18 protein-coding genes are annotated in these 24,562 nt (G+C 33.6%); 11 read left to right on the top strand and 7 right to left on the bottom strand.

Going from position 1 to position 24,562, the window contains the following annotated elements; genetic code table 11:
- Positions 1 to 8 precede the first annotated feature (8 nt).
- Positions 9 to 3,206: a SusC/RagA family TonB-linked outer membrane protein gene (locus NQQ59_RS15620; RefSeq protein ID WP_144218435.1), complete on the bottom strand. Its 3,198-nt coding sequence runs from the start codon at positions 3,204 to 3,206 to the stop codon at positions 9 to 11.
- A 316-nt stretch (positions 3,207 to 3,522) separates the two neighbouring features.
- Positions 3,523 to 4,401 (bottom strand): AraC family transcriptional regulator, encoded by an 879-nt coding sequence (locus NQQ59_RS15615; protein ID WP_144218433.1) that lies wholly within the window; start codon positions 4,399 to 4,401, stop codon positions 3,523 to 3,525.
- Positions 4,402 to 4,708: 307 nt separating this feature from the next.
- Between NQQ59_RS15615 and NQQ59_RS15610 the strand changes: the two genes are divergently transcribed.
- The 8 genes from NQQ59_RS15610 to NQQ59_RS15575 all read left to right on the top strand — a co-directional run bounded on the left by NQQ59_RS15610 (position 4,709) and on the right by NQQ59_RS15575 (position 15,145).
- The gene (locus tag NQQ59_RS15610; RefSeq protein WP_144218431.1) at positions 4,709 to 5,845 is read left to right on the top strand and encodes a glycoside hydrolase family 26 protein; all 1,137 of its coding nucleotides are present in this window, start codon (positions 4,709 to 4,711) and stop codon (positions 5,843 to 5,845) included.
- A 37-nt stretch (positions 5,846 to 5,882) separates the two neighbouring features.
- Positions 5,883 to 7,274 carry an MFS transporter gene (locus NQQ59_RS15605; protein WP_144218429.1) on the top strand — a complete coding sequence of 464 codons (1,392 nt, stop codon included), beginning with the start codon at positions 5,883 to 5,885 and terminating at the stop codon, positions 7,272 to 7,274.
- Positions 7,275 to 7,301: 27 nt separating this feature from the next.
- Positions 7,302 to 8,492, top strand: coding sequence for a glycoside hydrolase family 130 protein (locus NQQ59_RS15600; protein WP_144218427.1), 1,191 nt, complete (start codon positions 7,302 to 7,304; stop codon positions 8,490 to 8,492).
- 6 nt (positions 8,493 to 8,498) lie between these two features.
- On the top strand, positions 8,499 to 9,689 hold the full coding sequence (locus NQQ59_RS15595) for an AGE family epimerase/isomerase (protein WP_144218425.1): 1,191 nt from the start codon (positions 8,499 to 8,501) through the stop codon (positions 9,687 to 9,689).
- A 35-nt stretch (positions 9,690 to 9,724) separates the two neighbouring features.
- A complete protein-coding gene (locus NQQ59_RS15590; protein ID WP_144218423.1) occupies positions 9,725 to 10,273 on the top strand; it encodes a carbohydrate binding domain-containing protein in 549 nt (182 codons plus the stop codon).
- A 6-nt stretch (positions 10,274 to 10,279) separates the two neighbouring features.
- Positions 10,280 to 11,524, top strand: coding sequence for a glycoside hydrolase family 26 protein (locus tag NQQ59_RS15585; protein ID WP_144218421.1), 1,245 nt, complete (start codon positions 10,280 to 10,282; stop codon positions 11,522 to 11,524).
- 155 nt (positions 11,525 to 11,679) lie between these two features.
- Positions 11,680 to 12,969 carry a glycoside hydrolase 5 family protein gene (locus tag NQQ59_RS15580; RefSeq protein WP_144218419.1) on the top strand — a complete coding sequence of 430 codons (1,290 nt, stop codon included), beginning with the start codon at positions 11,680 to 11,682 and terminating at the stop codon, positions 12,967 to 12,969.
- Between the two features lie 196 nt (positions 12,970 to 13,165).
- Positions 13,166 to 15,145 (top strand): glycoside hydrolase family 97 protein, encoded by a 1,980-nt coding sequence (locus NQQ59_RS15575; RefSeq protein WP_144221572.1) that lies wholly within the window; start codon positions 13,166 to 13,168, stop codon positions 15,143 to 15,145.
- 66 nt (positions 15,146 to 15,211) lie between these two features.
- Here NQQ59_RS15575 and NQQ59_RS15570 read toward each other — a convergent pair whose 3' ends face one another.
- Positions 15,212 to 16,168 carry an aldo/keto reductase gene (locus NQQ59_RS15570; protein ID WP_144218417.1) on the bottom strand — a complete coding sequence of 319 codons (957 nt, stop codon included), beginning with the start codon at positions 16,166 to 16,168 and terminating at the stop codon, positions 15,212 to 15,214.
- Positions 16,169 to 16,411: 243 nt separating this feature from the next.
- Between NQQ59_RS15570 and NQQ59_RS15565 the strand changes: the two genes are divergently transcribed.
- Both NQQ59_RS15565 and NQQ59_RS25350 read left to right on the top strand, forming a co-directional pair.
- A complete protein-coding gene (locus NQQ59_RS15565; RefSeq protein ID WP_144218415.1) occupies positions 16,412 to 16,642 on the top strand; it encodes a DUF433 domain-containing protein in 231 nt (76 codons plus the stop codon).
- Positions 16,643 to 16,709: 67 nt separating this feature from the next.
- Positions 16,710 to 16,862: a DUF5615 family PIN-like protein gene (locus NQQ59_RS25350; RefSeq protein WP_353955827.1), complete on the top strand. Its 153-nt coding sequence runs from the start codon at positions 16,710 to 16,712 to the stop codon at positions 16,860 to 16,862.
- Between the two features lie 231 nt (positions 16,863 to 17,093).
- On the opposite strand, the gene bglX is transcribed toward NQQ59_RS25350, so the two are convergent.
- The 3 genes from bglX to NQQ59_RS15550 form a co-directional block, all read right to left on the bottom strand.
- Positions 17,094 to 19,388, bottom strand: coding sequence for a beta-glucosidase BglX (gene bglX, locus NQQ59_RS15560; protein ID WP_144218413.1), 2,295 nt, complete (start codon positions 19,386 to 19,388; stop codon positions 17,094 to 17,096).
- Positions 19,389 to 19,569: 181 nt separating this feature from the next.
- Complete coding sequence (locus NQQ59_RS15555) at positions 19,570 to 20,952, bottom strand: sialate O-acetylesterase (protein WP_144221570.1); 1,383 nt, start codon at positions 20,950 to 20,952, stop codon at positions 19,570 to 19,572.
- Positions 20,942 to 22,042, bottom strand: coding sequence for an SGNH/GDSL hydrolase family protein (locus NQQ59_RS15550; RefSeq protein ID WP_144218409.1), 1,101 nt, complete (start codon positions 22,040 to 22,042; stop codon positions 20,942 to 20,944). The genes NQQ59_RS15555 and NQQ59_RS15550 overlap by 11 nt, the downstream gene beginning before the upstream one ends.
- 216 nt (positions 22,043 to 22,258) lie before the next feature.
- On the opposite strand from NQQ59_RS15550, the gene NQQ59_RS15545 reads away from it, so the two are divergent.
- Complete coding sequence (locus NQQ59_RS15545) at positions 22,259 to 22,768, top strand: C40 family peptidase (protein WP_144218407.1); 510 nt, start codon at positions 22,259 to 22,261, stop codon at positions 22,766 to 22,768.
- 117 nt (positions 22,769 to 22,885) lie between these two features.
- On the opposite strand, the gene NQQ59_RS15540 is transcribed toward NQQ59_RS15545, so the two are convergent.
- Positions 22,886 to 24,466 (bottom strand): L,D-transpeptidase family protein, encoded by a 1,581-nt coding sequence (locus NQQ59_RS15540; RefSeq protein WP_144218405.1) that lies wholly within the window; start codon positions 24,464 to 24,466, stop codon positions 22,886 to 22,888.
- Between the last annotated feature and the right edge of the window lie 96 nt (positions 24,467 to 24,562).

Raw genomic sequence — 24,562 nt, 5'->3', positions numbered from 1 at the left:
AATTCGTATTAAAATTCAACATTAAAACCAAAAGTGATTTGTCTCGGAACCGGATAACGACCATTATCTACACCAGACAATAAAGCATCCTGGTTGTAAGAACCTACCTCAGGATCATATCCTGTGTATTTTGTCCAGGTAAATAAATTTTGTCCTGAAGCGTAAATTCTCAATCTTGATAATTTTAATTTAGAAATCATATCAGATGGCAATGAATATCCTAACGTTACATTCTGTACTCTTAAATAAGAACCGTCTTCAATGAAACGTGATGACACAGCATTATTGATGTTATCATAACTTGAAGGTCTAGGCAAACTTCCTCCAGGATTTGAAGCTGAATAAAAATCAGCAGCTTCTGTTAAATAATTCGTTCCTAGAAAACTATTCATTGTACCAGACATACGAGTCAGGTTCATCAATTTGTTTCCTGCAGTTCCTTGAACAAAAATGGATAAGTCAACATTTTTATATTTAAAGTTATTGGTAAATCCGTAAGTGAATTTTGGATTTGGATTTCCAATTACTTTTAAGTCATTCTGATCGATTACACCATCATTATTTACATCTTTATAAATCACATCTCCTTTTTCAAAATTTGGCATCAATGAGTTTGTTCCGTTTTTCAGAACCACTTTATTACCATTGGCATCAGTGTGACCATAATTAGTTAAGTCTTCATCTGTTCTGTAAATACCTACTGCTTCATAACCTACAAACGAACCAATTGGCAAACCTTCCATAGTTCTGGAAACCGTTACTGTATTGTAAGCAAGAGTATTCATTGTTTTCACAATGTTTAATCCAAGCATATTGGTAACTTTATTTTCGTACTTAGTGAAATTCAAACTTGAATTCCATGTGAAGTTATCTGAGAATTTTTCTGTGTAACCAAGTGTAATCTCGATACCTTTATTTTTCATACTTCCAATATTAAAGTACGGAGGATTTAAGCCACCCTCATAATCACCACCTCCAGAAAGGAAATTTGGCAAAGGAACCTGATACAAGAAATTTTTAGAAACTTTTTGATACAAATCTACAGATGCAGTCAGTTTAGAATTAAACATTGTAAAGTCTAAACCTAAGTTAGTCTGATCCTGAGTTTCCCATTTCAATTTTTCATTTTTAGTATTTGATGGTAAATAAGAATTCCCCATTGAACTATTAACTACATGCAAATTAGACTCATACAAGTTATTACCGATCTGATTGTTACCTGTTTGTCCCCATCCTGCTCTTATTTTAATATTATCAACATATTTCTTTGTACTTTCCATAAAAGATTCATTAGAAAGTTTCCATGAACCACTTACAGAGCTAAATACACCCCATTTATTTCCGGTATAAAATTTTGAAGATCCATCTGTTCTGATCGAACCAGCAATTCCATATTTGTCTGCATAATCATAAACAGCTCTACCTAAATAAGAAGCCAAAGTTTGAGTTCCAGCATAAACACCACTAGTTACCGCTTTTGACAAGTCAGATCCAGAAAGCGTTTTGTTGTTATTATCCGTATAACCTTCTGCAGTAATAGAATATCCTTCCCAGTGTGCTCTGTTTGACTCTTGAACAGCCAAAAGTGTAAAATTATGTTTACCGATTGTGTTACGATAAGTAAGCATATTTTTTAAGTTCCAAGAATTTCCAGAAGATGGATTGTAAAATAAATTAGCAAAATTTTTGACCGCATTTCCTAAAGAATACATCGGATCGAATCTTTGTCCTAAGTTATCGTAGATATATCCACCAGCTTCAAAACGATATTCTAAGCCTTTTACGATATCAATATTAGTATAGAAGTTTCCAGAATAATTTTTTCTCACTAAAGTATTAGAACCTAATAATGAAGTTGCAACTGGATTTACAAATGAAGTATTACCTCCTGAAGGTGGCCCTGAAAAAGCTCCCGACAATTCACGCACAGCAACATCTGGAGTTGCCAATAAAGATGTAGCCACAACTCCATTAAATTGACCATTTAGTGTTAATTTTTCATCCGTAATTGCACCACTTACGTTTACTCCTACTTTTATAAATTTATTTACTCTCGCATCAATATTCGATCTAAAGTTGTATCTCTTAAATCCTGATTCAATTACAATACCTTCCTGATTTAAAACACCTCCTGAAATATAATAACTAATTCCTTCTTTCCCACCTGAAAAAGACAACTGATTATTAGTCATTATTCCTGTTTCATAAATAGCATCCTGCCAATCTGTACCTTTTCCTAAAACTTCCGGATGAGCAAATTCTGGACGTTTTGATAACGGATCATAAACATCAGCCAAAGCATTTTGATGTCTTGCATATTCCTGCAAATTCATAGAATGCAATTTCTTAGGCAGATTACTTATAGTATACGAGTTTTCAAAAGAAAGTTTTCCTGTTCCTTTTTTTCCAGATTTTGTCGTAACAATTACAACACCATTTGCACCACGAGAACCATAAATAGCAGTAGCAGAAGCATCTTTTAAAATATCAATAGATTCGATATCATTTGGATTAATAAGTGCCAACGGACTTTGAGTGATATTTCCGTTATTAGAGAAGTTACTATTTCCTTGTGCATTTCTTCCAGATGTTGAAGAGTTTCTCGCATCACCAGAAATTGGCACACCGTCAATTACATACAAAGGTTCGTTAGTTCCTGTTAAAGAAGAAACTCCACGAATCCTAACAGACACGTTACTTCCTGGTTCGCCTGAGTTACTATTTACGACTACCCCCGCGGCTTTTCCTTGCATCATCTGATCAAAAGAAGCCATTTTTAAATTCTCCATATCCTTTGCAGAGATACTTGAAATGGCACTGTTTACGTCTTTTCGTTTTTGAGTACCGTATCCAATTACAACAACATCTTTTAAATCTTCAGCATTTGACTTTAAAATTACATTAATTGTTTTCCTACCGTCTACAGCTACCTTCTGTGTTGTAAACCCAATAAAAGAGAATGATAATGTTGAATTTGAAGGAACATCGATAGAATATTTTCCGTCAAAATCAGTAGAAACCGTTGCTTTAGAACCTGCAACCGACACGTTTGCGCCAGGGATAGACAATCCCTTCTCATCAGATACAGTTCCTGAAACCTTTACCTGAGCCATCATAAAATTACTGGTCAGTAATAAAAATAATATCAAAGGAACAGCTCTGTGGTCAGCCTTCCAATGAATGAGGTTAGTCATTAGTTTTTTCATAATAAATGTTTGGTTAGTTTAAATTCGTTTATTGCTCAACGTAAAAGTAAAAAGGCCTGGTAAATTTTACTTCTAAATTATTTAACAAATCTATAACAGAGAGAATTATCAAATCGATAATATTATATCATTTAATGATAATATTTTTACTATAACCGATTAAAAAAACATATATAAAAATAAAACAATGCAAAAATTGAATTATTCGCAATAACAATCCTCTAAAAGAACCCAAAACATACATAAAAAACAACAAAAACCTTAAATGCAAACGTTTTCGTTAAAAATAATATTTATTCGTGATAAAAAAGTATCACTACAAAATACGTTTCAATCCCGAAAAATCTTCACGATACTGACTAGGTGTACAGTTTTTTGTAGCTTTAAAACTGCGGTTGAAGTTCGCAATATTATTAAAGCCAGATTTAAAAGCAACTTCAGAAACACTCATATCTTTTTCTACCAACCAGCGAGCCGCATAACCAATTCTGATATCATTGATATAATTCACAAACGTCTTTCCAGTTCGTTTTTTAATAAATCGATTGAACGAAATAATCGACATACTGGCAACATTAGCCACATCTTCCAAAGTAATTTTTTCAGCAAAATGTTTCTGAACATATTCGTAAACCAATTTCATTTTATCATAATCATCAAACGTATCATAATCTACAGTATAAGTTGAAAGCAAACGCTGATTTCTAGAATTTGCCAGATCATATAATAAAGAAGTAATTTCCAAAAAATAGTCCATACCATCTAATTTAGAAAGCCTTACAAGCCTTGGAGTCAATTCCTCGGCAGTTTTTTTTGAAAAAAGAATACCATGAATAGATCTGTTAAACATATCTCGAATTGGGTTCATAATACGTCTTGACAACAAAGATTCATGAAACAAATCATTATGAAACTGAATGGTTATTTCGTGAATTTTTTTGCTGGTACATTTATTCAGTTCCCATCCATGATATAAATTGGGACCGATTAAAACCAATTCAACACTATCAATTTCTTCAATATTATCTCCAACAACTCTCTTTACTCCTTTTCCATTCAGAATAAAATTAATTTCAAATTCCGGATGATAATGAACCGGAAAATCAAAGCTGTCTTTTACTCGGTCAAAAACCAAAAAACTATCACTTGCAGCAAGGGGCGCAATTTCTCTATAAAAATTTTTCGTAGTACTCATATTAAAATATTGTATCAGAAAAGGAATGGTTCACTTTTTTGACTGCAATAATATGATATATAATTGATAAAATAATATTAATTAAACGATATTCATACAATTATCTTTGAAAAAATTAATTATCAATTCCTTAAAAAGAGCTTTAATAATAAACATTAATCATTTTTAATTAAATATCTTTTTATAGTTTTAATAATTTTCAATGCGAATCGTTAAAGAATTTTCGAACAGAATTATCAATAGATTTAAAAATCATAAATCATTGTATCTTTAGCATTTAGCAACATTAACAACCAATAATCCAACAATGAAAAAACATTTCATCATACTTTTGACAGCTGTTTTATCTGGTATTTCATGTGAATCACAGAAAAAGACCAGTAATACAAATTTGTCACTTTCAGATCAAAAAGCAACTTTAGAAACAAAAACACTTTATAAAAATCTGAACACTTTATCGCATAAAGGTTTTCTATTTGGACATCAGGATGATTTGGCTTATGGTGTAAAATGGAAATATGAAAACGGGAGAAGTGATATAAAAGACGTTGTTGGCGATTATCCAGCAATCTACGGATGGGATATTGCAGGTTTAGAAAATGATAGTCCAAATAATATTGATGGAGTTCCTTTTGCAAAAATGAAACAATATATTATGGAAGCCAATTCAAGAGGTGGAATTTCGACCATAAGCTGGCATTTTGATAATCCGGCAACAGGAAAAAATGCTTGGGACAATACTCCGAATTCGTTAAAAACTATTCTTCCTGGAGCAGAAAACCACAAGAAATTTACTTCATGGTTAGATAAAGCTGCTGTTTTTTTCTTGTCTTTAAAAGATAAAAACGGAAAAAACATTCCGATTCTATTCAGACCCTTTCATGAACTTACTGGAGGATGGTTTTGGTGGGGAAAAGGCAATTGCACACCAGAAGAATTTAAAACAGCTTGGAAATTCACTTTTGATTATCTTCAGAAAAAAGGAGTTCACAACTTAATATATGTTTACAATACAGGCAGTTTTACAAATGAAGCAGATTACTTAGCCAATTATCCAGGCGATAATTATGCAGATATGTTAAGTTTTGACAGTTATCAAAACAATAATGATCCCGATGGACAAAAATTTATTGGTGAAGTCCAGAATCAGTTTAAAATATTAAATGAAATCAGTGCTAAAAAACACAAATTAATGGCATTGGCAGAAGCAGGTTACGAGGCTGTTCCAGATCCAAAATGGTGGACAGGAACTTTATTAAAAGCAATTGGAGATTACAAAATTTCTTATGTCTTATTATGGAGAAATCATGGCTGGCAGGAAAAAGAACAGAAAATGCATTATTACGTTCCGTTTTCTGGACAGGCAAGCGAAAAAGATTTTATCGATTTTTATAATCTGAATCAGACTATATTTGAAAAAGACATTAAAAAAGCTTTAAAATAACTAAAACTAAAAACTAAAACCTCAAAAAAAATAACCAATGCACGACAAAATTAGCTTAAAAGAAAAAATCGGTTACGGACTTGGAGATGCTGCTTCCTCTATGTTCTGGAAAATTTTCAGTATGTATTTATTGTTTTTTTACACCGATGTTTTCGGATTGGCACCTGCTATAGTTGGAACCATGTTTTTAATTACCCGAATCTGGGATTCCTGTTTTGATCCAATTGTTGGAATTCTGGCTGACAGAACCAAAAGCAAATGGGGAAAATTCAGACCATATTTACTTTGGGTAGCTATACCTTTTGCCATAATCGGAGTTTTAACCTTTTACACACCTGATTTTGACGAAAAAGGAAAAATCATTTATGCTTATGTGACTTACTCATTAATGATGATGATTTATTCTTTAATCAATGTTCCTTATGCGTCTCTTTTAGGCGTAATGTCTTCTGATAGAAAAGAAAGAAACACACTTTCATCTTATCGAATGGTTTTTGCTTTCGGAGGAAGTCTTTTAGCACTTTGGTTGATTGAACCTTTGGTAAATTATTTTGGAGGAAACCTTAATTCTAAAACGGGCTGGCTGGCAACAATCGCCGTTTTCGGATTTATTACCACCATCTTTTTCTGGGCTTGTTTCTTTTTTACCAAAGAAAGAATCAAACCTATCGCAGACGAACAAAACAATTTAAAAGAAGACTTAAAAGATCTTCTAAAAAATAAACCTTGGTGGATTTTACTTGGAGCCGGAATTGGAGCTTTGGTTTTTAACTCTATTCGCGACGGTGCTGCAGTTTATTATTTCAAATATTATGTAAGCAGTGCAATCAAATTTGATTTTTCACTTTTCGGAAGTGATTTTCATATGACACCAACATCAATCTATTTGGTTTTAGGACAAGCAGCCAATATCATCGGAGTTATTATTGCAACACCAATTGCTAATAAAATTGGTAAAAAGAAAACTTTCTTTGGAGCTATGGCTTTAGCGGCAATTTTAAGTCTCATTTTCTATTTGTTTGGGAAAGAAGATATTTACTTAATTCTGATTTTTCAGGTTCTAATCAGTATTTGTGCAGGTTGTATCTTCCCATTGATCTGGTCCATGTATGCCGATAGTGCCGATTATTCTGAATGGAAACAAGGACGTCGTGCTACAGGATTGGTTTTCTCAGCTTCTTCAATGTCACAAAAATTTGGATGGACCATTGGTGGCGCCGGAGCTGGATGGCTTTTAGGTTATTACGGTTTTCAGGCTAATGTTGAACAGACTGCAACAGCTCAAAACGGAATTCAATTAATGTTAAGCATATTGCCTGCAATTGCAGCAGCAATCTCAGTAGCTTTTATAGCATTTTATCCATTATCAGAAGAAAAATTACAAATTATAGAACAGGATTTAAACGAAAAGAGAGATCAAAATCATTAAAAATTACAGATACAGAAATCAATTGATATGACAACAATAACATCTTCGCTGACTTTTCAGGAAAGAAAAACAGCATTAGAAAACGAACATAAAACACTGCTTGAACGTAAAAACAAACCTAAACAAACAGTTGGAAACGGGATTTACGAACGATATGAAAACCCTGTTGTAACAGCAGAACATGCTCCCTTAAACTGGCGTTTTGATTTTAACGAAACAACGAATCCTTTTCTACAAGAAAGAATTGGAATCAATGCCGCTTTTAATGCTGGCGCTATGAAATGGAATGGAAAATATTTACTTGCCGTTCGTGTAGAAGGAATTGACCGAAAATCTTTTTTTGCAATTGCCGAAAGTCCAAACGGAATTGACAATTTCAAATTCTGGGACACACCTTGTGTAATTCCACAAACTGACGAACCAGACACAAATGTGTACGATATGCGTTTAATTCATCACGAAGATGGTTATGTTTATGGCATTTTCTGTACAGAAAGAAAAGATCCAAAAGCACCAAAAGGCGACACGAGTTCAGCAGTTGCCAATGCTGGAATTGTACGTTCTAAAGATTTAATAAACTGGGAAAGACTTCCAGATTTAATTTCAAACACCGGACAACAGCGAAATGTAGTTTTACATCCCGAATTTGTAAACGGAAAATATGCTTTATACACGCGTCCGCAAGATGGTTTTATTGATGTAGGATCTGGTGGCGGAATTGGTTTAGGTTATGTTGAAGACATGAAAAATCCAATTGTAAAAGAAGAAAAAATCATTTTCGGAAAACAATATCATACTATTTATGAGTTAAAAAACGGCCTTGGTCCTGCTCCAATTAAAACCTCAAAAGGTTGGCTGCATCTGGCACATGGAGTTCGTAATACTGCTGCAGGATTGCGTTATACTTTGTATATGTTTATGACTGATTTAAATGATATTGCAAAAGTAACCCACGTTCCAGCAGGTCATTTTATGGGCCCGGAAGGAATTGAAAGAGTTGGTGACGTTTCGAATGTTTTATTTTCTAATGGATGGATTGAAGATGAAGACGGAACAGTTTACGTTTATTACGCTTCATCAGATACACGTATGCACGTTGCAGTTTCATCTGTAGACCAATTGGTCGATTATGTTACCAACACTCCAGCTGATACTTTTGTTTCTGCAGGTTCTGTTCAAACCATTATTAATCAAATCGAAAGAAATAACGCAATTTAAAATATCGTGTCATTACAATTAAAGCTTTTAAAATCGGAATTAACCGCAGAACTTGATTCTATCCTAAAATATTGGTCAGAACGTACTATTGATGATCAAAATGGCGGTTTTGTAGGACAAATCGATTTTAATGATCATCTGATTTCAAATGCAGAAAAAGGTTCGGTTTTAAATGCCCGAATTCTTTGGACGTTCTCTGCCAGTTACACAACCACGAAAAACGAAAACCACAAAATACTGGCAGAAAGAGCATTTGAATTTCTAGCAGCTTCTTTTTATGACACACAATTTGGAGGTCTTTTTTGGAGTATTAATGAGGATAAAACTCCAAAAGACACCAAAAATCAGATTTATGCATTGGCTTTCGCCATTTATGGATTATCTGAATATTATGCAATTTCGCACAACGAAAGAGCATTAGAAATAGCTAAAAATCTATATTCTAAAATTCAAGAACATAGTTACGATACGGTTAATAAAGGTTATTTTGAAGCTTTTACCAGAGATTGGCAGCCAATAGACGATTTGCGTTTAAGTGCAAAAGATGCCAACGAAAAGAAAACGATGAACACTCATCTTCATATTATTGAAGGTTATGTGAATTTATATAAAGTATGGAAAGACGAAAAACTCCTAAAAGACATTCTAGAATTATTAAAAACAATCGAACAGCATTTTATTAATACCGAAACGGGACATTTACGTTTATTTTTTGATGAAAATTGGAAAGAAAAACCAGATGTTATTTCATACGGACATGATATAGAAGCGGCCTGGCTTTTACAACAATGTGCCGAAATTTCAGAAGATCAGACTTTGATTGCCAATTATAAAAAATATGCCATTCAGATTGCCGAAGCCACAAAAGAAGGCTTAGATGCTGATGGTGGTTTGTGGTATGAATTTGATCCAGAAAAAAACGAATTAATTACCGAAAAACATTGGTGGCCACAAGCCGAAGCTTTAATTGGCTTTTACAACGCTTACCAATTAACAGGAAAAGAAGAATATCTGGATATTGTTTTTAAAATCTGGAAATTCACAAAAAAATATATGATAGACCAGCAAAATGGCGAATGGTATTGGGGAGTTTACCAAGACTATTCTATAATGAAAAAAGACAAAGCCGGATTCTGGAAATGCCCCTATCACAATGGAAGAGCTTGTATTGAATTGATACAGCGAATTCAAGATTAATTTTATTCATTTCTAACTCTAATTTTAAAGTCACTATGAAACTTTTTATTCTTTTTAGTTTATTCCTGACATCCATAATTACAGATGCTCAAACCAATCTTATAAAAAATGGAGGTTTTGAATATGACTTAACCAATTGGAACGGACAGGAAAATGGTGCGCTTTCTCCTTATGATAAAAAATCTGGAAAAAACAGCGCTTTGATTAATCAGTATACGGGTGCAGAATGGAGAGCTTTTGATCAAACCGTTTCGCTAGCCAAAAATACGTATGCAGTAGAATGCAGTGCTTGGATGAAAGCAGAAGGAATCGAAAATCAGAAAGAAGAGTATAAAGCTGCTGCCGTAATCATCGAATTTACAAACAGTGCAGATAAACAAGTGGGTACAGAAACAATTGCAAGAGCAAAAGGAACAACTGATTGGGTGAATTACAAAAAAGCAGTAAAAGTTCCTGATGATGCAAAGAAAATAAGAGTAATGCTCGCTTTGGCACAAACGAATGGTACTGTATTTTTTGATGATATAAAAATGACAACATTGTCTGAAGAAGAGTTTTCAAAATTGAATTCTGAAACTAAATAAACCAAAATGAAAAAATCCATTTTTAAAATCGTTTTGTTGAATTTCTGCATTTTAGTTTTAGCAAGTTGTTCTTCAGATAAAGATTCAACCGACGAAGTAATAGTAGATCCGCCGACGCAAAGCGATCCGTTGACCACTCAAAATGTTTTGACTTATATGGTCGATGCCAACGCTACAAAAGAAACTCAGGCTCTTTTTTATAATTTAAAAAGACTTGGTGAAACCAAAACCGCTATTGGACAGCAAGATGCTTTTAACAGTTTTTACCAAGACGCTGGAGGCGACTCTGACATTAAAAAAAATACAGGTTTTGATCCTGCCGTTTTAGGTTCGGATTTCATGTTTATAACCGACAAAAATAACAACGAACAATCGAACAATTGGTTTTATCAACAAGAACTAAAAATTGTCTCGGATGTTAAAGCCGCTTACGCGAAAGGAATAATCAATACTTTCAGCTGGCATTTGAGAGAACCTTACAAAGAAGATTCTTTCTATACAGCCGATATGACTGCAGATCAAAAATCGACTGCTTTTAAAAGTATCCTACCAGGCGGAGCAAACAACGAATGGTACAAAAAGAAACTTGACAAAGTCGCTAGTGTAATTTCGAATTTAAAAGGTTCGAATGGAGAATTGATTCCGATAATCTTTAGACCTTTTCATGAATTTGACGGAAACTGGTTTTGGTGGGGAGCTGATTACTGTACTGCAGACGAATATAAAAAAGCATATCAATTCACAGTCAATTATCTAAAAAACACGAAAGGCGTTCACAACATTTTGTATGCTTTTTCTCCTGATAATTCATACTCAACAATTGAAAATTATTTAACTCGATATCCAGGTGATAAATATGTTGACGTTTTAGGAATGGATAATTATGGTGATTTAAACAGTGGAAATGATGGATATAATAGAGCAAACGCAAAACTAAAAATGTTATCTATTGCTGCCAGAACTAGAGTAAAAATCGCAGCTTTGACTGAGACAGGATATCAGGTTACAGCAACCACACCTCCAATAAACAATTGGTTTTCTACCAATTTATATAATGTTTTACACGACAACAGAGTATTTGATCTTGAATTTAACTGCATAAGTTATGTTTTGTTTTGGAATAATACCAAAGACGGCTATTATGTCCCAAATGGTTCTGTATCAAATGCAAGTGATTTTAAAACATTTGCTTCTAAACCAAAATCGGCATTGTTGAATTCATTGCCGAAAATGTACGAGATGCCGAAATAGATTTTTCGTTTCAGCTTTAAAGTTTCAAGTTGAAATCAAAACCTCTTAAATAACGTAAAGCCCTAGCCCTGATAGAAGTGAAAATCCTTTTGTGCCGGGGTTCGGCACAAAAGATTGTAACGGATAGCAGGATTAAGCTCCTTAAAATACAAATTATGAAAAACAGATTTTTTAAAACTCTTTCGTTAGCCTTAATCTTGACCGCAATTGCATGTAATGCTCAAGAAAAAATTACGGTAAAAGGAAACCAATTTTACAAAGGCGATAAACCTTATTCGTACATCGGAACGAATTATTGGTACGGAAGTATGTTAGCTTCTAAAAAAATAGGAGATCGAAAAAGGCTTTTACGCGAATTGGATGTAATGAAGAAAAACGGAATTGATAATCTTCGTGTTTTGGTTGGTGCAGACGGTGGAAAATATGATTTCACGGTTCGTCCTGCTTTGCAATATGAACAAGGAAAATACGATGAAGATTTGTTGGATGGATTGGATTTCTTGATCAACGAAATGAGCAAACGTAAAATGTATGCTGTTTTATATTTAACCAATAACTGGGAATGGTCTGGCGGTATGTCTCAATATTTGGAATGGAATGGAAAAGGTACGGTTCCGGTTCCTGCTATTCCACCAAATACTTGGCCTCAGTTTATGGCTTATACAGAGCAATTTCACAGCTGTGAACCTTGTATGGAAGCGTTGAATAATCATGTGAAATTTATTGTTGGAAGAACAAACGCATATTCTAAAAAGAAATACAAAGAAGACAACACGATTATGGCTTGGCAGGTTGGAAATGAACCTCGAACTTTTACAACAGAAAACGAAGTTAAATTCACCAAATGGCTCAATAACATTGTGGATTTAATTGATAGTTTAGACAAAAATCATTTAGTTTCTACGGGTTCTGAAGGAAAAAACAGTTCTAACGACAGCATGGAAATCTTTGAAAGAACGCATCAAAATCCGAATATTGATTATTTGACGATGCACATCTGGCCAAAAAACTGGAATTGGTTCAAAGCCGATAATGCCGAAGCTACAATGCCAGCAACAATTGAAAATGCAGGAAAATATATTGACGATCATATTAAAGTAGCCAACAACTTAAAAAGACCGATTATTATTGAAGAATTCGGACTTCCGAGAGAACATGAAAATTTAAATGCAGGAGCGCCTTCTGTTTATCGCGATCAATTTTATAGTTACATTTTCGGGAGAGTGGTTGAAAGCAGCAAAAATGGAGGTCCGCTACAAGCAGCGAATTTCTGGGGTTATGGTGGCGAAGGAAAAGCAATTCACCCTGACGGGAAATGGAATCCCGGAGAGCCTTTAACAACAGATCCTCCACAAGAACCTCAAGGTTTGAATTCGGTTTTTAATGGAGATAAATCGACTTTGGAAATTGTAAAAAAATACAATTTAGAATTGAAGAAAAAATAATTTTTACCCTATAAGTGATATAAGTTCATTTTAGTCAAATTTAATCTGTGCACATCTGCATTAATCTCTTTAAATCTGCGTGAAATTTTTTTTGCGCATAGATTTTTCCACGCAGATTTAAAAAGATTAATGCAGATTAAATTAGATTTTTTATTGAATAAACTTATATCACTTATATGGTTTCAAAAAAAACAGCATGAAAAATACATTTATTCTTTTTTGTTTTCTATTCCTAAATCTTTCTTTTTCACAGAAGAAACAGGATTTCACAGTAACTTCTCCCGATGGAAAAATTGAAGTAAAAATTAATGTGGATGATAAAATTTCTTGGTCGATTTCACATGAAAAAGATTTAATTCTAGCACCTTCAGAAATGTCTTTGACTTTGGATGAAAATCAGATTTTAGGAAAAAATCCAGTTGTCATTAATTCAAAAAAAGAAACGATAAATACTTCATTTGAAACTCCACTTTACAAAAAGAAATCGGTTCAAAATCATTACAATCAACTGACTTTAAATTTTAAGAACGATTTCAGTATTGAATTTCTTGTTTTTGATGATGGCGCAGCGTATCGATTTATCACCAAAAAGAAAAAAGACATTACTGTTAAACGGGAAGAAGTCGTTTTAAATTTTGATAAAGATTACAACACTTTGATGCCGTATGTGAGAGATTTAAGAAATCCGAAAGATCAATTTATTTCTTCTTTTGAGTCTCATTATGAAAACAAAAAAATAAGTGAATTTTCAAAAGACACTTTAGCATTTCTGCCATTTTTAATTGATTATAAAAATCATAAAAAAGCTGTTTTTCTAGAAGCCAACTTAGAAGATTATCCGGGATTATTTGTAACGAATAATAAAGAAAAAACAGGATTTGAATCTCGTTTTTCTAAATATCCTGTACAAGAAACCAACGGCGGATTTAACTACCTCAACAAACTGATTACTGAAAGAGCCGATTATTTGGTGAAAACAAAAGGAACGAGAACTTTCCCGTGGAGAGCGATTGTGATTTCTGAAAATGATGCTGCTTTAGCCAACAATGATATGGTTCAGAAACTAGCAGAACCTTCCCGTATAAAAGATATTTCCTGGATAAAACCTGGAAAAGTAGCTTGGGATTGGTGGAACGATTGGAATATTTACAATGTCGATTTTAAAGCTGGAATTAATACGCAGACCTATAAATATTACATTGATTTTGCTTCTAAAAACAAAGTTGAATATGTCGTTTTGGATGAAGGCTGGAGCGTAGAAACCGATATTATGAAACACAATCCAAATGTTGATTTGGAAGCTTTAATCGCCTACGCGAAAGAAAGAAACGTTGGTATTATTTTGTGGGCGTCTTGGATGGCGCTGACTAAAAATACGGAAGCCGTTTTCGACAATTATTCCAAATTAGGCGTAAAAGGTTTTAAAGTTGACTTCTTAGATCGTGATGATGCTAAAATGGTAAATTCTGTTTATGACATTTCGCAAAAAGCAGCCAATCATAAATTGATTATCGATTTTCATGGCATGTATAAACCAACCGGAATTCAAAGAACTTTTCCAAATATTTTGAATTTTGAAGGGGTAAAAGGTTTAGAAAATAACAAATGGACACCTAACGATGATGTTCCATTATACGACACCACAATTCCGTTTATCCGAATGATGGCTGGTCCGATGGATTATACTCCGGGCGCAATGCGAAATGCCACAAAAAGCGAATTCAAACCAAGTCATTCCACTCCAATGAGTCAGGGAACAAGATGCCATCAATTGGCACTTTACACGATTTTTGAAGCTCCTTTACAAATGATGGCAGATAGTCCAACCGCTTTTATGGCAGCGCAAGAAAGCACAGACTTTATCGCTAAAGTTCCAACAGTTTTTGATGAAACTATTGCTCTTGACGGAGAAGTTGGAAAATTCGTTTCTATTGCCCGAAAAAAAGACAATAGCTGGTATTTAGGAGCCATCACAAATTGGGATTCAAGAGATATTACAATTGATTTTTCTTTCCTTGAAAAAGGCAAAAAATTCCATGCCGAGATTTTCTCTGATGGTTTAAATGCAGATAAAGCCGCAATTGATTATAAAAAGGAAATTGTTACGGTTGATTCTACAACGAAATTGAAATATAGATTAGCAAGCGGTGGAGGTTTGGCTATGATTATCAAATAAAAAAAGGGACTAATATTGTCCCTTTTTTTTATCATTTTACTTTTTACAAATTACATTTTACCAGTATTACGCTAAAATCTTCTCAATCGCATTCAATTCATCATGAGAAAACGCTGTGTTCTGTAAGCAATCAATATTGTTACATAATTGTTTTACAGAACTTGCACCAATCAAAACAGAAGTAATTCGTTTATCTTTTTGCAACCAAGCCAAAGCCATTTGTGCCAAAGATTGATTTCTATTTTTAGCAATTTCATTCAATTGAATTAATTTCTGAATGCGTTCCTGTGTTACCTCATCTTCTCTCAAGTGTCCATTCGGATTGTGTGCTCTTGAGTTTTCTGGAATTCCGTTTAAATATTTGTCTGTTAAAAGTCCTTGCGCCAAAGGCGAAAATGCAATACAGCCAACTCCTTTTTCTTCCAAAACATCTAACAAACCATCTTCAACCCAACGTTGTAACATCGAATATTTCGCTTGATGAATCAAACAAGGCGTTCCTAATTGTTTCAAAACATCAACCGCAACTCTAGTTTGTTCCGCAGAATAATTACTGATTCCAACATACAACGCTTTTCCGCTTCTAACAGCGTGATCTAAAGCCATCATGGTTTCATCAATTGGAGTTTCCGGATCTGGACGATGCGAATAAAAAATATCAACATAATCAATATTCATTCGCTTTAAACTTTGGTCTAAGCTTGACAATAAATATTTTCGAGATCCCCAATCGCCGTAAGGTCCATCCCACATAGTGTAACCAGCTTTGGTAGAAATTACAATTTCATCACGCAGATTTCCCTGAAAATTATGCCATAATATTTTTCCGAAATTCTCCTCTGCAGAACCTGGAACTGGTCCGTAATTATTGGCTAAATCAAAGTGTGTGATTCCTTTATCAAAAGCTTCAATGGCAATACTTTCGGCATTTTCAAAATTATCTACTGAACCGAAGTTGTGCCATAATCCTAAGGAAATTTCTGGAAGTAATAAACCGCTTCTTCCGCATCTATTGTATTTCATTATTTTGATTTAAATGGTTGGAGTTTAAATAGATTTTAAAAATACAAAATTTTGCCACGAAGGCACAAAGTCACTAAGATTTTTATATTAAAAAGAAGTCGCCACGAATTCACGAATTTTAAAACAATTAATTCGTGAATTCGTGGCGAAAAAAGACTTTGCGTCTTAGCGCCTTCGTGGCAAATAAAACTGCATATCTTAATTCATATTTAATTTTGTAAATTTGTTTCAAATACAAAGAATATGGAAAATAACTGGCAAAATTTAATTTCAATAGATCCTGATATCAGATTTGGAAAACCTGTTATTACAGGGACGCGTATTTGTATTTCTGATATTCTTTCTTGGTTATCTACAGGAATGTCTTTCGAAGAAATTATCGAAGATTTTCCAGAATTAAAAAGAGAACATATTCTGGCGGCTTTGTCATTTGCCGCAAATAGAGAAAATATTACCAAAATAATTGCAGCATAATGAAGTTGCTTTTGGATGCTAATGTTTCGTGGAGAATTACAAAACTAGTTGATAATGATTTTCCGAATTGTTTTCACTCAAAGGCGTTCCACCAAAAGTCATAATCCTAAAAACTTTTAATAAAAACACAAAGCAATTAGCTGAATTACTCATTTCAAAAAAAGAAATTATAGAATCATTTATTTCTAATGATCAACTAATGATTTTAGAAATTTATTAATGCTGTTTTTTTAAATCTCGCAAAGTCGCAGAGTCGCAAAGTTTAATTTATTAAGATTCAATTGCGTCCAGCTTTAGCTGGATGTAAAAATGATAAGCGAAAAAAAAGGCTTTAGCCGAACTAGAAACAGTTTGGCTAAAGCCTTTTCAGACTTAAAATATTTTTCCCCTAGCTAAAGCTAGGGGCTATTCAAAAAACTTTGAACCTTTGTTGCTTTGTTACTTTGAACCTTTAAAGAATATCAAAACCACTTTGCAAACCTTTATCGGAGCTTCCTCCGACCATGATTTTAAAGGTTCCTGGTTCTACTAAATATTTACCATCATTATCATAAAAACCAAGTTCTTTATCTGTCAAAGTAAAGTTTATTGTTTTCGTTTCTCCTTTTTTAAGATTTATCAATTCAAAACCTTTTAATTCTTTAATTGGTCGAATAATACTAGCAAATTCATCATGAATGTATAATTGAACAACCTCTTTTCCATCATAATTTCCAGAGTTTGTCACCTCAACACTTACCTGAACTTTCTCACCTTTTGAGAAAGACGTTTTATTCAATTTCAAGTTTTTATAATCAAAAGTTGTGTAGCTCAATCCAAAACCAAATGGAAATTGAGGTGTTTTCTCCACATCCATATAATGCGACCAGAAAACATTTTTATCGCTGTCAATTGGTCTTCCTGTGCTATATTTATTGTAATAAATTGGCACTTGACCAACATTTCTAGGAAACGACATTGGTAATTTTCCACTTGGATTATAGTCTCCGTACAAAACCTGCGCAATTGCATTTCCAGCTTGAGTTCCCAAATGCCAAGCCTCCACAATTGCTGGAACATTTTCTGCAGCCCACGGAATACTCAACGGACGGCCGTTATTCAAAACCAAAACCACATTAGGATTTACTTTGTAGATTTCTTCTAATAATTCTTGTTGTAATCCTGGCAAGTTCAAATCTGTACGACTTCTTCCCTCACCACTTTGAAATCCGTGTTCTCCTAAAACCATTACCACAACATCAGCATTTTTTGCTGCTTTTTTTGCTGCTTCAAAACCGCTTTTATCTGTTGTATTGAAAAGAGTTTCGGTCAAAAAAGTTGCTTTTTGTTTTAATAAATCAGCTCCTTTTTCAAAAGTCAACTGATTGTCTTTGTATTGTTGCATTCCTTCTAAAACAGAAACAGCAGTGTCATCAGAAGCCGCAATTCTCCAGCTTCCCAACGGACTATTTTTATCATTTGCCAAAGCACCGATCAAAGCGATTTTTTGTCCCGATTTCTTTAGTGGCAACAAATTCTTTTCGTTCTTCAATAAAACGATAGATTTCTTTGCCATATCCAAAACGCCGTCATTATTGGCTTTACTTCCAACAACTTCTTTTTCACGTTTTTCATCACAATATCGGTACGGATCATCAAATAATCCCAATTCAAATTTCACACGAAGAATTCTGCGAACGGCATCATCAACCAAAGCTTCTTTTACTTTTCCAGATTTTACCAAATCGACCAATTTTGCCACATATAAATATGATTCCATATCCATATCAGAACCTGCAATTACTGCTTTTGCTGTTGCATCTGCTTCATCTTTTGCATATCCATGTGCGATCATTTCACGGATAGAAGCATAATCCGAAATTACAAATCCGTCAAACTTCCATTTTCCTTTTAAAATATCTCTTTGCAAAAAGGCATTTCCAGTTGCCGGAACTCCATTCAAAGTATTAAATGAATTCATAAACGTACGAACTCCAGCCTCAACCGTCGCTTCAAAAGGAGGTAAAACAGAATTGTACAATTTCGAATTACTGATATCCACAATATTGTATTCCAATCCCGCTTCAACATAACCATACGCAGCAAAATGTTTTGCACAAGCAGCAATCGTATTTACTTTTTGAAGATCAGCAATTGTTTCTCCTTGAAAACCTTTCACACGTGCATAGCCCACTTTACTTCCCAAATAAGGATCTTCTCCAGAACCTTCCATCACACGTCCCCAACGTGCATCGTTGGCAACGTCAACATTTGGTCCAAAAGTCCAGTTAATTCCAGATGCCGAAGCTTCATCTGCCGCAATTGCCGCCGACTTTTTAATCGCTTCTAAATCCCAACTCGCCGCTTCTGCCAACGGAATCGGGCTTAACGTTTTATAACCATGAATTACGTCAAAACCAATAATCAATGGAATACCCAAACGAGTTTCTTCAACTGCAATTTTCTGCACAGCACGAACTTCTTTCACACCACGAACCGTCAACATCGAGCCGACTAATCCTTTTCTTAAATGTTCGTATTTTAATTCGGCTGTTCCACCTTTTGGTGCTGGTCCTGTAACATCCCAGAAACCATTATATTGATTCATTTGCCCTACTTTTTCTTCCAGCGTCATTAACGGTAAAAGCAAATCGATTCGCTGCTCAACAGTTTTATTCTTATCCAGATACGGCTTTTTTTGTGCATTCATATTTCCAACAGTAAACAGGGACAAAACCCCGATAATAATTATTTTTCGATTCTTCATGATGGTTTAGTTAGTTTCTTTTTTTAAAGGTGCTAAGGTTCTAAGATACTGATATACTAAGCTTTAAAAACTTTGCGTCTTTGCGTCTCTGCGAGATTCAAATTATGTATTGCGGGCTTCGACTTCGCTCAGCCTAACAAATTGGTTAAAATCTAAAATCTACACTCTAAAATCTAAAATCTCAATTCTCAGAAACAAAACAAGAAGCAGGTAGATTCGCTTTATTAAACAAATCCGACTGCGTTGTATTTCCCCACGCAAACCTCACTTTTGCTGGATTTACAACTTTTTTACTTGTCAGAATCACTTCATTATTTTTAATCGAAGCTTCTGCAGGATAGAAAGTTCCATCCAATCCTGCAACTTCAAATTGATTCGATTTTTTGTCTTTAAAATAAAGTCCGTCAGCATAATCGAAAGAAACTATTACTTTGTTTTTTTCAATTTTAACGTCTTTAAAAAGAGGACCATTTACCAAATTTGAATTGGTTTTATACGTTTCAGCCAAAGCCAAATTAGCCAAACGAATTCCAACTGATTTTTTATTTTTTGGATGAATATCAATCGTATCCGAAATATCACTAATGACAACCATTCCTGTTTTGGAAACTTCTTTCAATAATTTTCGCTGTGAATTTCTAACTGTCACGTTTGAGAAATTATTGGAACCCGTTTTAAATGGTGCGATCTGAACATAGTAAAACGGAAAATTGTCAATCCATTCTTTTCTCCAAGAAGTAATTAAAGCACCTAAAGTTTTATCATAAACCAAAGAACCAACATTCGATTCTCCTTGATACCAAAGCGTTCCAGCAATTTTAAATCCAACAATTGGATAAATCATGGCGTTGTAAGCGCGCCCAGGTTGCCTTGGCCCATATTCTTGTTCGTTGAGTTTTTTGGCATTTTCTAATAAAAGCGGATCATTATTTACTACTTCTTCCGGCATCCAGATTTCTGCAGGAGTTCCTCCCCAATTCGAAGAAATCAATCCGATTGGAACATTTTTCAAATCTTCGCGAAGGCGTTTGGCAAAAAAGTAACCAATCGCACTAAAATATTTCATCGTTTCTGGAGTCGATTCTGTCCAGTTTCCAAGCAAATTATTCTGCGGACTTGTAGCAGTTAATTTCGGAACCGTAAAAAAACGAATGTTCGGATTTGTTGCGTTTTTCATTTCTTCTTCCCCGTCGTCAATTCCCCAACTTACCGACATTTCCATATTTGATTGTCCTGAACAAAGCCAGACTTCACCAATTAGAATATTTTTTAAAATCACTTCATTATAACCTTTTATAGAAATTGTAAAAGGTCCGCCAGCTTCTGGAGTTTTAATCGTTAATTCCCATTTTGCTTGATTGTTTGCAACGGTTTTGTACTCTTGATTGTTCCAACTCAAAACCAGTTTTATTTCTTCTTTTGGATTTGCCCAACCCCAAATTTTCACTTCAGAGTTGCGTTGTAAAACCATATTATCACTAAAAATATTCGGAAGGGAAACGTTTGCCATCATAGTACTGGAAATCAATAAAAAGAAAACAAACTTATAGATATTATTTCTCATTTAGTAACTTCTTTAAAAATGGAGCATATTCATCTGCCAAAACTTTATGATCTGCCACATCAGGATGCCCTAAACAACCTTTTGGAGTCATTGGTTTGAATTTGAAAATCCTAATTGGTTTGTGTATTTTATCATTTGCGAAAGCGTTTTTAACTTTATTCAGACAATCTTCAAAAACAACTCCTTTTTCGCCTCCAACCATTGGACTATTGGTTATCACAATTTGAACATTCGGATTATGTTCGTACAACATTTTTATAAAATGGATGTAATTCGAAACATACTTTTCAGGATTAAAAGGAAAGCGTTCTTTCTTACCATCTCCATCAGAGAAATCATTGGTTCCTAAAGCAATACTAATAATATCAGGTTGAAAAGCAAAATCATATTTAGGTTTTGAATTATCTTTTGTCAAATACAAATTGGGATAAGCATCTGGCATTATTACTTCCTCTTTATTTTCGTCATTCCAATTGCGATACATTCCGATTCCAGAAACACAGCTCATTAAATAATCAACTCCAATTGCTCTGGAAAGTGTTGGTCCATAAGCGTAATAACTATTGTGATGGTCATAATATTCTCCTTTATCGCAAGGAATATCAGAACCGTCGCTCGCAGCTCCACACGTAATCGAATCTCCGATAAATTCTATTTTCTTTTTCTTTTTAAATGAAATTGAAGTCAGTTTAGCCGTTGTTCCAGCAAAAAGAACTCCGCCAGTATGTGCTTCTGTATTTTTATAAATTTCAAGTCTGTGTTCTTTTTGATTTGAAGTCACCTTTATGGGAAAAGATTGAACTGCTCCTTTTTCAATTCTAATTTTTCCAATGTATTTTCCATCTAAAACTATAGAAACATAATTATGATGTTCGTAAGCATCTACACTTTGAAGTGAAATTGAACATTCTTTTCCTGTAAAATTGAAAGAAACCGAAGAGGCACTTCCAATTAAAATGACATTATCATTTTGTAAATTTTCTACTCTGCCTTGATACAGAAAAGTTTTATTTGAATTTAGAGTTTGAGAAGTCGAAATAATCGAAATCAGCAAAAACGAAATTAAAAATGCTATTTTTTTGGGAAACATAATTTATTTGTTAAAATATAAATACGATTCACAAATATATTAGAAAGGAAATATCTAAAAAGATACTAAAATGTCAAAATGCAATAAAAAAACACCACATAAACACATCATTTGGAGACTAAAAATACATATTCGTACTTTTTAGGGTGTTTTTGTTCTTTTTAAAATAAAATAACACTTTATATTTAGCGTTTCAATTTACTTAAGATTAAAAAAATGAGATTACGCCTATTGTTATTTTTACTGCCTGTTATTTTACTTTCTTCCTTTAATTTAAAAAAGAAAGAGCCTCAAATAGTTGTTCAAAATACTAAACCTCAAACAGAAATCAGTCGTGATTCTATTATTGCTTTTGCAAAAAAACATCTGGGAATTCCGTATGTATATGCCAGTAGTAATCCACAAAAAGGTTTTGATTGCTCGGGTTTTGTGAGTTATGTTTTTAATCATTTTGGAAAGACATTGCCTCGAAGTTCAGGCGGATATAAAAACATAGGCAAGACATTAAAACCAGAAGATTTTAAAGTGGGGGATGTATTGGTTTTCTACGGATATAAAAATAAAAACATTATAGGCCATGTTGGTATTATCTGTGAAGCCAACGGAATGCAGTCGAAATTTATTCATGCGTCATCAGGAAAAGCACAGCAAGTAACTATAACAGCACTTGATACAGAACATTATACCAAACGCTTTTATAAATGTATTGATGTTTTATCTGAATAATATTTTCACGCAGATTTAAAAAAGATTTAAGCTGATGAACGCAGATTTATTTTATAAAAAAATCTTTTTAAATCTGCTGAAATCTGCCAAATCTGCGTGAAAAATCATAGTAAACTTTTACTCCTCAGTCAGTAATTTGATTAAACTTTCGTCTCTTCCGTAAATATCTTTATAGAAGTTTAGATTTCCTTCGCGGTCTACCCAAGCGGTAAAATAACCGATATAAACAGGAACTTTTTTCTTAAGCGTGTACCAACTTTCTTTTCCGGCATGCATTGCTTTGTCAATTCTTGCTGGATTCCATTGCGGATCAACTTTTAGTAATTCAATTGCTAATTCTCTTGGTTTTGCTACTCGTACACAACCGTGACTGAACGCTCGACTTTCTCTTTCGAACAAACTTTTTGAAGGTGTATCGTGCAGGTAAATATTACTTGAATTCGGAAATAAAAACTTCACTAAACCTAAAGAATTATTTTTTCCAGGAAGCTGGCGAACAGAACCGTTATTCCAATCCAGATTTTTCTTTTGTAAGTAGTTTTTATCTCTCGCCATTCCAGGTTTTATCTCCGATTTTATAATACTCGGTGGGACATTCCAATACGGACTGAAAACAATATTACTCATCATACCGCTGAAAATTACGGTTTTGGTCATGGCTTTTCCTACCACAACTGCAGATGTGAAAGCAATTTTTCCGTCTTCTATGATATACAATTTAAACTCTGGAATATTTACTTCAATGTATTTTTGTCCTTTTTCCAATTCTGGATCAATCCAACGGCAACGTTCCATATTCGCGATAATCGTTTTTATTCGATCTGAAACTGGAATATTTAAATCATTAATATGTTCTAGCAAAATTGTGCTTTTTGGAGTATAACCATGACGAACTTCATAGTTCTTCATTGCTTTTATTAAAGTCGTATCGCAAACCGCACTTTTAGTATCTTCTTTAAGATCTTTGGTTACAAAAAGCCTTTCTCTAATCTGCGCAACAACATCTGATGAATCGCCAACTTTCAGAGATTTATAACCTTCTCCAGCTTCAATAGTTTTCCATCCTCCATTTTTTTCAATTTCTCTATATTCCTTTAAAGCATCACGAAGTTTGTAATACTGACTGAACATCTTTTTTTTCTTATCATCCAAAATGGTTGATTTTTTAAAGATAGAATCAGAAAGCACTTGATAATTGAACTTTTTTCGAGGCAAAAGCCATTCTAACGAAATACTTGTTTTTTCATCAAAACCCGCATAAACTTTTTCTGCATAATAGTAATACAAATTGGAAAGGAGTAAATCGGTATCTTCTTTGGATAATTTCTTGGCTGGATTATTTTCAAAAACAGAATTCAGTTCTTCTTTATAAGGATAGTTTGCTTTTAATCCTTCTTGATCTAAATTTTTATATTGATTGAATAAGGTATTTCCAAACTCAACAACTCCTTTATTGTCTTGCCACAATTGAGTCGATTTGTTTTTTAGATATAGAGAAGTAACATCTGTTTTAAATTTTGCCAGTTTGGGATAAGTTTCATAAAACTTTGCGATACGAACCGTATCAATTGTAAGTTTTAATTCTGGAATTTTTTCAACTTTTTTTACTGTATTTTCATCTTTCTTATCTGCTTTCGAATTACACGAAAAAACAGCAAAAAAAACAACTGCAATTAAGGGCGTATACCAAATTTTCATAAGTAGGAATTTTTATTAAAAGTAAAAAAAATTCTATTAAATAAAAATCCCATTTCTAGAAACAAAAAAAGCTCCAAACAATTTTCATGTCTGGAG

Origin of the sequence: Flavobacterium panacis (genome assembly GCF_024649945.1) — a bacterium.
Classification (GTDB): domain Bacteria; phylum Bacteroidota; class Bacteroidia; order Flavobacteriales; family Flavobacteriaceae; genus Flavobacterium; species Flavobacterium panacis.
This window is presented reverse-complemented; position numbering and strand designations above follow the sequence as displayed.